The organism is Shewanella abyssi (assembly GCF_023284025.1).
Taxonomy (GTDB): Bacteria; Pseudomonadota; Gammaproteobacteria; order Enterobacterales; family Shewanellaceae; genus Shewanella; species Shewanella abyssi.
Genome location: NZ_JAKIKR010000021.1, coordinates 61,389 through 74,080, shown reverse-complemented (window position 1 = coordinate 74,080; position 12,692 = coordinate 61,389). Strand labels below are relative to the sequence as shown.

Annotated in this window: 4 protein-coding genes; all 4 read right to left on the bottom strand. The window is 46.1% G+C overall.

Annotation, left to right across the window (positions count from 1 at the left end):
- Nucleotides 1–3,274, bottom strand: a 3,274-nt coding sequence (locus L2755_RS11150; RefSeq protein WP_248980770.1) for a retention module-containing protein, incomplete at its 3' end; no start/stop codon positions are given.
- A 243-nt stretch (nt 3,275–3,517) separates the two neighbouring features.
- On the bottom strand, nt 3,518–10,072 hold the full coding sequence (locus tag L2755_RS11145; RefSeq protein WP_248980769.1) for a retention module-containing protein: 6,555 nt from the start codon (nt 10,070–10,072) through the stop codon (nt 3,518–3,520).
- 281 nt (nt 10,073–10,353) lie between these two features.
- On the bottom strand, nt 10,354–11,520 hold the full coding sequence (locus tag L2755_RS11140; protein ID WP_248980768.1) for a heme biosynthesis HemY N-terminal domain-containing protein: 1,167 nt from the start codon (nt 11,518–11,520) through the stop codon (nt 10,354–10,356).
- Nucleotides 11,520–12,671: a uroporphyrinogen-III C-methyltransferase gene (locus L2755_RS11135; RefSeq protein ID WP_248980767.1), complete on the bottom strand. Its 1,152-nt coding sequence runs from the start codon at nt 12,669–12,671 to the stop codon at nt 11,520–11,522. Before L2755_RS11135 ends, L2755_RS11140 begins: the two co-directional genes overlap by 1 nt.
- Nucleotides 12,672–12,692: the final 21 nt, after the last annotated feature.

The window sequence follows — 12,692 nt, the reverse complement described above, 5'->3', positions numbered from 1 at the left end:
CATCGAGCGTCAAGGTGACGGTATCGCCGAGCTGCACATCGCCGCCAACGGTACCGCTTAAGGTGACTTGGCCGGCGCTTTCAGCACTGTTGATAATGTTGTCATCACCGATTTCAATTGGACTGAGGTTAATGGTGGCTGCGATCTGCGTATCTAAAACTGCTGAATCCGTTCCTGGGGCCGAAACATTGCCTGATTGATCGGTAATAGTTGCTGTAACTACTATTTCATTCCCTTCACCAGGTGAAGGTAGAGTCATTTCTACACTATTATTGGTGATATGTTCCTGGGTTAAAACGATAGATATTTCATTAACTATTAAAGTATCGCCAATGATTGCCCCAGTATTTTCCAAGCTAATGGTGACATCTATAGTTAGGCCACCATTTAATTCGTTGTTACTGATAAATGCGTCGTTATTTTCATCTGTTGTGATAGTAACTGTTGGAGGACCATCCATTACTGGAACAACCTCTAAAGTCAGTGTTGCGCTAGAGCCCGTATTGGTGGTGTAGGTGATGACTGGGACATCGCCATTCCAGTTGTCATTTGGCGTGAAGATGTAAGAGCCATCTGCATTGATGACCAATAGGCCACCTTCGAGCTCAACACTCGTACCGGCTGTATAGCTTTCGCCGTCAACTTCAAATCTGCTAACGGTAAGATCGTTGTCGATATCTGAATCGTTATCTAATACGTTACCTATGGCGACTTCATCTTCATCGATGGTGTTGCTGTCGTTTTGGAGCACTGTCTCTAAGTCATAATTCTCTGTTGTGGTTGCTTCGGCTCGTTCTCCATTAGCCCCAAACCCGTAAACGATGGCATCAACAACAGTATCCGCATCTAGAATAAGTTCTGAGCCAGACACTGTGATTGAGAAGGTGCCATCAGCATTCATCAGGGTCTGATAGTTAGTGCCATTTATCGTAATAACCACAATGCCAATGGTGATAGCTGCATCGGCTGTAACGGTTCCTGTAATAGTGACAGTTTGTTGGCCTTCATCATTTGTGACTAAATTGTCGCCCGTGATGGGGTCCAGATCGATAGTCGCGTTTGCATTGATTGGACTGTCATTATCAAAGATACGTAAAGTACCTTGAGAGTCGGCAAGCTGTGCATTAGTCGGATCTGTTAGGTTAATGAGTGCGAATTCAGGGCTGCCTTCGACAATAAGATCATCGACAATAGGGACGGTGATATAGGCAGTTGTCTGGCCTGGCAAAAAGGTAACAGTGCCTGAAACATTGATAAAGTCTTCACCAAATAGTGCCGACAGTTCTTCACTTGAATAGTTAACCGTAATAGTTTCAGTGCTAGCTTCGCTTAAGGTTAGCGTGAAAACAGCATTTTCCATCCCTTCAACAGCGATGGCGTAATCAATATTGATCAGAGGCAGCTCATTTGAAGGTGAGTCGTTATCGAAGATAGCAAACTGCAATATTTCATCGTAAACATTTTCGCCCGAGACAACGGCTCTGAAATATTCTGTTGGTTCAATTTGGGCGTCATCAAAAATAGGGATGCGGATCATTACGCTTGAATCACCAGCGCCAAGAACAAAGCCAAACACCGGACGAGGAATGCTACCGCTGTAATCGATGGAAGTGACTGTCATTGCTTGCCAGGTTAAGCCACCATCATTGGAATATTCAATGGGTACAATATAGTCATCAGCATACTCGGCAATCGGGATCCCAAACTGTTCACTTAACAATTCACTGGTAAAGGTGATTTCAAGCGCAGAGTCTTGATCAAATACCAACTCGCTGTCTAAGGTAAATTGGTTGTAACCGTCATGCTCAAAGACGTCTGGGATATCTGCGGATAAGTGGGATTTATATTGATCTTGAGTTTGGGATGTTATCTCTCTAAAAGCGGTCCAATCTTCCACACGATAATCTAACGATAGACCTTCTAGGTCATATTGGGTAATGCCTTCATTTAGGATGATGGCATAATTACCGTCGCCTAAATCGACTAAAGTCCCAATGTCTGCAAACTCAGCATTCAGTTGCACATTTTTAACGACTAGATTATCAGTTGTCACCTGCTGACCTGTGGCCCCTGCAAGTAAGTCGTCAGCCGAAAACGTTATACGGCCTTCAAGTTCATTGTAGTTATAAGTCACTAACCCGCCGGGAACATCTAGAATATCAGCGGTTCTTTCGTCGGCAGCATCAGGTGTGCGGTCGCCGGCTAAATCTCCAATAGTATCAGCGACATGTTCCATTGCTAAGCTTTCAAATACGTTCTGCTCATCGGGAGAACGTTCGCTATCTCTGGTAAATACAATACCCAGTTCAGCAAGCACCAACGACAGCATCTCTTTACCCGCAGTCGCAATATTTAGCGGCTCGCCAGTCGTCGGATCGATATAATTTGCTAAGGCTTGATGAACAGCTAACACGATATTGATATTGGTCGCGTAGCTAGTCTCTAAATTTAACGAACCGCTATTGGTTTGCAGCAGGCCGTCGTTATTTCCGTCCGACAAATCACTGTCTAACGCTTGTAGAAATATCGCCATGTTTTCTACATAGTTTAGATTACTATCGGCAAGAGAAGTGCCGGCAATATCTTGCAAAAAGAGGATTGTTCCTTGAATAACATCGGCACTAAAGGTCGCTACAGTGACATTACCAACACTAAAAGTAATGGTGTCGCCAGGAAGATACGCGAATGAACCTGCTGCGCCCATATCTCCGGTAAAACCTGAGATACCAGATGATGTGGTGTACGCTACGCCGTTAACAAAATTATCGGTAAACTGAGCGACCAAAAAGTTGTTTTCAATGTCAGTGTTTTGGGTTTCATTATCAATCGCTAGACTGGCGACTAGAGTGTCACTATTCTGCCCTGTAGTATCAAAACCTGAATTTGCCAGAGTTTCTGAACCACCTCGAGCGATTGAAACATGTCCAGAGGTTCCTTCACTGCCAGCTTGAGTGCCCGCTGCAGTATCTGGGCCTTCCGTTGGATCATCACCTGACGTAATAAGTGTTTGTATTTCTTCTATTTCACTTAGAGCATCTTGATTGTTAGCTAAGGATTCATCGACTGGAGTGGCTGTAGTCTCGCTATCTGAGGACATAATACTGCCATCTTCAAGACGGAGCTCTACAAAACTGCTATCGTCGATCGATAAGTTAGTTCCCGCAGGAATGAATTCGCCATTTACTACATTCTTAACATTGCCATTAATGTTAGCTGTAACCGTACCGGTTATCTTCTGAATATGGCCTGTCTGTGTTGTTAATATTGATTTCATTGCCTAGCTCCCTGCGGCTACATACTTTTACGTTCGTAGCGTGAATACTATGTATTTAACTCGTTATTAACATATAGTATAGGAGAAGGAAATATTGGTCAATTTTTTGACGCTTCAGCCATTGCTACTAAAGTAAATATTTACCGTGCAATAGTCTTTTTCATAAAAAAGACCACTATATCTAGTGGCCTTTAAACTGTATTAGTCATTACATCATGTTTGTACAACTTTAGATTGGTTCTGTTAAGGGATGATATTCCCTTGCTCAATTTGTTCATAGGGAGGAATAAACGTGCCATTGGGGTCGACGATCAACGCATCGTCAGCGATTAGGCCGGCAATAATGTCTGCTTCATTATTACTGCCGTAAACAATAGATAAATCTATGCCATCTAAGACGATAGTCACTCCGTCTAATCCAATGCCTAAACCATCTGCATCTATAAATATGGTGGTATTACCATCAGTAAAATCAAAGGAGAAGAAGTCTTCCAAATTACCATTTTCCTCACCAACTAATAATCCGCTGAGGTCGAGTACATCGATTTCGTTGTTGAAGTTGTAAACGTTATCGATGCTATCATCGGCACTATCGACTTCCCAAACGAAGAAATCTCGCTCACCGTCATCAACGCCATTGAGTGCGCCACCGTCCAAACTGTCACTACCTTGGCCTCCAGAGAGGTAATCTCTACCTATCCCTCCATCCAAAGTGTCACTGCCTGTGCCACCGATAAGGATATCATTACCTTCACCACCTTCTATATCGTCATTGTCAGCGCCACCAATCAGCTCATCATTTCCAGCTAGACCTTTTAAGATATCAATGCCTTCACGGCCAAAAATTCGGTCATCTAAGTTGGCGCCAGTTAATGAGTCAGAGTTGGTACTACCAAATATGAGATTGTTAATATTGTCGGTACCAACGATAGTAATTGAATCATCAGCAATCTGGTCGTGGGTAAATACAGCTTCTACAAATCGTGCTTGGAAGTTACCTCCATTGTCATCGAGATAAGTAATTGTCCATATATCGTTGGCAGCTAATGGGTTAGCCATAATATAGTCGGCTAATGAAGTTGCGGTAGGGTCGCCATTGCCATCAAGCAAAAATATAGCACTGTAATCAACCTCTGCTTTCATAAGGCCGGTATCGGCATCAAAAGTCCAAGTAATAATACCATCGGCATCGTTCTCTGGAATGACCTCAAATACAGCACCGCCTATCGTTAACCGTACCGACACCTCGGACTCTCTTGCAGCTCCAGATGGAGTGTTTTCATCTTGCTCATTTAGGGGGACTGGAATATCAAATGGCGCTTTCTGGAAGTCAGTAAACAGTTGCAATGAGCCATTTTGAGGATCTGAGTTCATCGCATTGGCAAACTGTTCAGTAATAACCAGATCAGCATCCTGATCATTACCTGAAGTCAGTGGGCTAGAACCGTCTCCTATCTGCACCGTTTGACTTGCCATGCTATTGGCTGGTACAGAGTGGATGATAAACTCACCATCAACAGAATCGCTTCCTGAGTTCACAGTGAAAGTGAAAGATAAATCCAATTGGTAATCGACTTCACCATTATCTCCAGGGACGTAGACTAATGTTTCCAGTTCACTTGCGCTAAGTACTGGTGGGTTATCAAAGTCAATCAATGTGAGGGTATTCCCGCCATCCTCCATATAATAAATACTACCCAATTCGACATCGGGATCTAAGTTTGGCGTTAACAGTACGAATGCTAAGTTGGTAATGGTAAGCATATCATTCACATCGACATCAGACGGTTTTGTCACGAGCAATGGGTAACCGCTTAAGTATGGGTCTGTTATTTGACTCATCGCAGCGGGAACCCAAATCTCTTTGGCAAACTCACCCTCAATAACATCATTTACACCATCAATGGTTATGGTGACTACTTCTGTGTCATATGCGCCATTATTGTCGGTAACGGTGACATTAAAGCTGAGTGTAATGGATTCTGTTACCCCCAAAAATTGAATCAATTCATTAGAGATACTAAAGTCCCAACTATCTTCATCGGCACTGAAACCTGCGATTAACTGATCTATCTGATCTTGAGTTAACACATTGGTTAGCGTTCCGCCGCTCCAGGTGATATCACTATTGTAAAGAGAGGAAACACTTGCGGTATCGCCGATATCCACATCTGTGAAACTTAATGCACCTGTATCACTTATCAATTGGTTGACGACATCTTGATCTTCGGTCACCCCACCCGATGTATCCACAGTGAGCACAGGAATATCGTTAGTACCTTCGATGGTGATGGTGACATCTTGATCGACATAAGCACCGTAGTTATCGGTTACGCGTACGGTGTAAGTGAGTTCAACGGTTTGACCTTCATAGAGGCTGTCGGCTAAAGCATCGTTGAGGTTGTAGGTCCACAGACCGTTGCCATCGACTGCAAAGCTGCCGTAGTCGGTGTTCGGCGTGCCTTCAACAGTCCAAGTCTCGCCATCGCCAGTGTCAACATCATCAGCGTTAAATTGGCCGGAAACCATGCTAGTGCCAGCAACGGGGGTATTACCCTCGTCGTTAATATCGACCACACCCGCTTCTTTGACCATGCCGCTGTCGGCACCTTGCTCGAAGCTGAGCACAGGAATATCGTTAGTGCCTTCGATGGTGATGGTGACATCTTGATCGACATAGGCACCGTAGTTATCGGTCACGCGTACGGTATAAGTGAGTTCAACGGTTTGACCTTCATAGAGGCTGTCGGCTAAAGCATCGTTGAGGTTGTAGGTCCACAGACCGTTGCCATCGACAGCAAAGCTGCCGTAGTCGGTGTTCGGCGTGCCTTCAACAGTCCAAGTCTCGCCATCGCCAGTGTCAACATCATCAGCGTTAAATTGGCCGGAGACCATGCTAGTGCCAGCAACGGGGGTGTTACCCTCGTCGTTAATATCGACCACACCCGCTTCTTTGACCATGCCGCTGTCGGCACCTTGCTCGAAGCTGAGCACAGGAATATCGTTAGTACCTTCGATGGTAATGGTGACATCTTGATCGACATAGGCACCGTAGTTATCGGTTACGCGTACGGTATAAGTGAGTTCAACGGTTTGACCTTCATAGAGGCTGTCGGCTAAAGCATCGTTGAGGTTGTAGGTCCACAGACCGTTGCCATCGACTGCAAAGCTGCCGTAGTCGGTGTTCGGCGTGCCTTCAACTGTCCAAGTCTCGCCATCGCCAGTGTCGACATCATCTGCGTTAAACTGACCGGAGACCATGCTAATGCCAGCAACGGGGGTATTACCCTCATCGTTGATATCGACCACACCGGCTTCTTTGACCATGCCGCTGTCGGCACCTTGCTCGAAGCTGAGCACAGGAATATCGTTAGTACCTTCGATGGTGATGGTGACATCTTGATCGACATAGGCACCGTAGTTATCGGTCACGCGCACGGTATAGGTGAGCTCGATGATCTGTCCTTCATAGAGGCTGTCGGCTAACGCATCGTTCAGGCTGTAGCTCCACAGACCGTTGCCATCGACTGCAAAGCTGCCGTAGTCGGTGTTCGGCGTGCCTTCAACTGTCCAAGTCTCGCCATCGCCAGTGTCGACATCATCTGCGTTAAACTGACCGGAGACCATGCTAGTGCCAGCAACGGGGGTGTTACCCTCATCATTAATATCGACCACACCCGCTTCTTTGACCATGCCGCTGTCGGCACCTTGCTCGAAGCTGAGCACAGGAATATCGTTGGTACCTTCGATGGTGATGGTGACATCTTGATCGACGTACGCACCGTAGTTATCGGTTACGCGTACGGTATAAGTGAGTTCAACGGTTTGACCTTCATAGAGGCTGTCGGCTAAAGCATCGTTGAGGTTGTAGGTCCACAGACCGTTGCCATCGACTGCAAAGCTGCCGTAGTCGGTGTTCGGCGTGCCTTCAACAGTCCAAGTCTCGCCATCGCCAGTGTCGACATCATCTGCGTTAAACTGACCGGAGACCATGCTAATGCCAGCAACGGGGGTGTTACCCTCATCATTAATATCGACCACACCGGCTTCTTTGACCATGCCGCTGTCGGCACCTTGCTCGAAGCTGAGCACAGGAATATCGTTAGTGCCTTCGATGGTGATGGTGACATCTTGATCGACATACGCACCGTAGTTATCGGTGACGCGCACGGTATAGGTGAGCTCGATGATCTGGCCTTCATAGAGGCTGTCGGCTAACGCATCGTTCAGGCTGTAGCTCCACAGACCGTTGCCATCGACCGCGAAGCTGCCGTAGTCGGTGTTCGGCGTGCCTTCAACCGTCCAAGTCTCGCCATCGCCAGTATCAACATCGTCTGCATTAAATTGACCGGAGACCATGTTAATGCCGTCAACGGGGGTGTTACCCTCATCGTTGATATCGACCACACCCGCTTCTTTGACCATGCCGCTGTCGGCACCTTGCTCGAAGCTGAGCACAGGAATATCGTTAGTGCCTTCAATGGTGATGGTGACATCTTGATCGACATAAGCACCGTAGTTATCGGTCACGCGCACGGTATAGGTGAGCTCGATGATCTGTCCTTCATAGAGGCTGTCGGCTAACGCATCGTTCAGGCTGTAGCTCCACAGACCGTTGCCATCGACCGCGAAGCTGCCGTAGTCGGTGTTCGGCGTGCCTTCAACTGTCCAAGTCTCGCCATCACCTGTATCAACATCATCTGCGTTAAACTGACCGGAGACCATGCTAATGCCGTCAACGGGGGTATTACCCTCATCATTAATATCGACCACACCCGCTTCTTTGACCATGCCGCTGTCGGCACCTTGCTCGAAGCTGAGCACCGGAATATCGTTAGTGCCTTCAATAGTGATGGTGACATCTTGATCGACATACGCACCGTAGTTATCGGTCACGCGCACGGTATAGGTGAGCTCGATGATCTGGCCTTCATAGAGGCTGTCGGCTAACGCATCGTTCAGGCTGTAGCTCCACAGACCGTTGCCATCGACCGCGAAGCTGCCGTAGTCGGTGTTCGGCGTGCCTTCAACAGTCCAAGTCTCGCCATCGCCAGTGTCAACATCATCTGCGTTAAACTGGCCGGAGACCATGCTAATACTAGCAACGGGGGTATTACCCTCATCGTTAATATCGACCACACCCGCTTCTTTGACCATGCCGCTGTCGGCACCTTGCTCGAAGCTGAGCACTGGAATATCGTTAGTGCCCTCTATGGTGATGGTCACAGTTCGGGTGTCAGTTGCGCCTTGACTGTCGGTGACTATCACGGTGTAAATTTCGGTCTTAGTTTCACCAAAAGCTAGCTGATTGACAGGGCTGTTATCAGCATCGCTATCTTTGAGCAGATACTGCCATTCGCCAGCATCATTAATCGTGAAGGTACCGAATTCACTGGTCATAGTAGGAGTAAATGACCACATCTGTGTGTCACCCGCATCGGGATCCTCGGCAGTGAAATCACCGCTGACCATAATAACGCCATCTTTCGCAGTGTTGCCGCCTGGTTGCACACCGGCCTCAATGACTTCTCCCGTTTGATTTCCAAAATCTATTACAGGACCATCGTTGGTACCGGTTATGGTAATGACTAAGGTTAGCGAAACTTCATCACCATCGGCATCAACCAGTAGGTAGTCAAACGACTCAAAAACTTGTTCACCAAGAGCGAGAGCTTGTATATCGGCAGATTGATTATTGAGGCTGTAGGTGTAGCTACCATCGGCAGCAATGGTTAACGAACCATAATCTCCCGCTATCGAATTTTCTACTGCCAAGTCTACTGAGTTTTCAGTGGTAGAGACCTGAGTCACCTGGGCTAAATCAGCGCCCAAAGTGTCGTTAGCCAAAACATTACCTAAAACCCCGTCAAGATTGTCTTCATTGATCGCATTGACATCGTCAAGACCCGATGGAGCATCATCGACTACATTGGCTGTGACAACTGCTGTCGTTGTAACGCCTTGGCTGTCAGTTAATTGTACTAAAAATAGTTCTGACAATATGTCGGATTCACTGTGATCTATCGCACTATTAAGTGTGTAGCTGTAGGTGAGGATAGAGTTAATGGCATCATAGCTAGAGATAACAAGTGAACCATGTTCACTGGGGATGGTTACCGGTCCAATAAAGTTACCGTCGACAAAAACTTGGACACCATTAATCGTTAATGTATCTATTCCGGCTTGAACCGTTACAGAAACACTTTCGGCTTGTGATAATGATGATATTTGGGGTTCTGATCCTTCAGAGAGATTTTTCTCGAACAGCGTAACAGAACTGGTTGCAACTGTAGGCAGGGTAAACTGTTCTAAGAAGTTTGGGATCTCATCTATAATAGCGGTTTGTGTCAGCAGGAAACCGTCGGTGTTATACCCTGCATCGGCAATGGTCTCATCACCAGCACGGCTCACTGATATAAATCCTCCGCCTTCATTCCCTGTTGGACTTGTTTCTCCTGCAGCGGTATCTGGAAGGCTTTCGGTCGGATCTTCACCGCTTAAAATCATCGCTTGTAATGCTGCAATTTCTGGATCTATCGTTTCGGTTATTACTTCAGTCGCTTCAAACCCTGAACTGGTTACTTCATTGCTGTCATTAAAGTCCGCATGAGTGACTATGGTACCGTCGCTGTATTGGAGTTTGAATGTTGCATCTGCAGCGACACTAAACACAGTATTTTGAAGTAAGGTATCACCCACTTTTAGTGGGGCCGTCTCACCTTGACTATTTTGGCTGCGAAGGGTGCCAGAAAGCTCAACAATGGTGGCATCCTGCTTTGAAATATATGTACCCATCATGAAATACTCTACTGCCTCGTCCATGAGCGAAATGAAGGATAGTCAGTACTTAGTCATTTTTAATTGTTGCACCAACAGTACAAATTTTGTACGTAGTTCAAATGTTGTCAAGTCGGCTAAAGTCAAGGCGAACAGGCGATATATCGACGGATTTTTTGGCTAAATTTTAAAGACGAGTCTTATCAGTCAACTAGCTTGGGAGGGGGATTCGACAACATCTTCTGAAAGTCAAAAAGCCACTATACAGTGGCTTTCATAGACAAAATAGATATAACAATAAGTTACAGTTTAGCGGCATTCCGTCTGGTTTGCAGTGCTCTGTTTAGTTCGCCTTGATGCTCTTGCGCATCAGCGAGAGCATGCAAGTTATTGATATCACCCTGCAGGTAACAGGCTTTTTGCCACCATATTTTGGCATTGTGGTGGTCGTGATTTTGTTGGTATAGCTTGGCTAAACAGATCTGATAATCGACATTGTCTTCAAGGTGAGACTCAAGTGCGATCAGCTGTTTTTTAGCGTCAACATCTGCCGGAGTAAGCACTTGTGGCAATGCTTCGAAGATAGGCTTGGCGGGGCCAGCTTTCAGTTGCTTTTGTAGTAACTTTATCGCTTGCTCTCTTTCGCCAAAGCGGTTTAATCCCATCGCGTATTCTGCAATATAGTCTGCTTGTTTTCTTTCACCGCGAGATAACCAATGCCAACATTTTTCTAACTCTTGCGCGTTGATATTGGCCGCGCTTTTTAGCAAAGCAATATTGGTATTGAGGGACAATGCCTTAAAATCATCTTCGCTGAGGAACTGCTTTTTACTGACAATAGGTAAGATGAGCTTAAGTGCTTGCCAGTCCTCTTGCGCTGTATATAGATCAACGGCAAGTTTTAAAACAGGGATTTTGCTTTTACTGGTAGGATTTAATTTTTCAAGCTCTTCTCGGGCTAAATCAAGCTCACCTTGCTGTAATAGATAACGAGTCCGTGTGGTGCTTACTGCGTTGACTGCTAACGGCTCTAGTGCCGCTTTTGCTAAATATTCATCTCGAGCTACCGTGTTATTTTGGTGCTGGGCCGCACGCGCTGCTGCGAGTAGGTTCAACGCAGGTATTTCGCCTTTTTCAGCGCCTTTAACCATGGCTTTCTCCGCAGCCAACCAATCCTCTTCCGCTAATGCAAGCGCCCCCATAAGGGTATGCTTTCGAGCCGCCTTTTTGCGCCACTTTCCAGGCAAAAACCGGCTGCCTAGAATAAGGTTAAGTAGCCAAACAATGACAAACTCAAATAGTTGTAGCAGGCTGTAAAATATAATGAGTGCGATAACCGCAAAGACAATGCTAGTTTCAGCCTGGTAATCTCCAAGGGCGATATAAAGGTAACCTTTATTGCCGGCGAGAAAAGGGCTTAGGCATAACCCAAGTAAAATAATGCCGAGATAGACGAGAGCACGAACCATTATTGTGTCTCCTCTGTCATCAAGTTACCGTAGGTCACTAATTGATTTAGTAAGTTAGAGGAATCAAAGCGCTCTATTGAAGCCGTTTGAATCTTTAGGGCTTCCAACGCGTCTAGTGTGGCTAACGCATCAGTGACATGTTGATCTTTTAGATCAAAATATTGATAAATCCACTTTCTCGCTAATTTAATTGAGTTGCGATAATTGACCTGATCTTGTCTGTACAAAGCAAGCTGAGCTTGCAGTAACTTGTTGCGGGTATTTTCAACCAAGTACCATTGTTGATCAGGCTCCAGTAATGGCGCAGCATCAGTGGTTCGCTTTCTAATAATGACAAAGTCATCAATCAGTGCTTGCCAAGATTTGGCTAAGTTAGACTGCCAATCATCCAGTGAATCGCTGACCTCGGTATCTTTTAACTCTGCCGCCGAAAAGTGCGTTTCGGCGCGGTTTAACGGCAGGGTTTCTAACCCTTCAATAAGGGTATCTAGGGTGAGCACAGTGCCGGCAATATCGGTATTTTTTATCGATGCGGTTGCAGCTATATCATTTGCTAGCGCTTTTCTTATTGGCATTAAAGAGGGATCGCGCATTGACTTAATACGTTCATCCGCCGCCTTTAGTAGGCTGGTTGCTGTGCTTGGATCTTGCTCAAGCCATAACTTCTGCCCCGCTAGTCGGACTAGGTATTTGGCTTCTTCTGCTCGCCAGTGATTAGGATTGCGCTGAGCAATAATCGATACGCGTTCTTGTAGCTGCTCTTGCTCACTTTGTGCGGTTGAAAGGGCTAAATCCACATTCGATTTGAACTGGCTTTGCTGTCGCTCCAAAAAAGCGATACGTTGATTTGGCTTAACTAATTCAGCTTGTATTTTTAGCTCCAAAGCAGCGGATTGTGCTTTTTGAGCTTCAAGCTGTTGATAAAGGTAGTAACCGCCAGCCGCCGCGGCAAAAGTGACCATCAGCAAAATAAATAGGGTAATAATAATCCCCCAAGGTGCTGATTTATTCGCTGCTGGAGGCGTGTCGGTGGCAGCAAGTTGGGCGGTACTGATTTGAGGTTCTGACTGAGCGTCGATAATAGGCTGCGCCGCAATGGTTGTTTCAGGGCTTGGCTCGTTAGAGCTTGCGTCAGTGTGCTTGTTTTCCATTAAACAGTCCTTGAAAGCGAT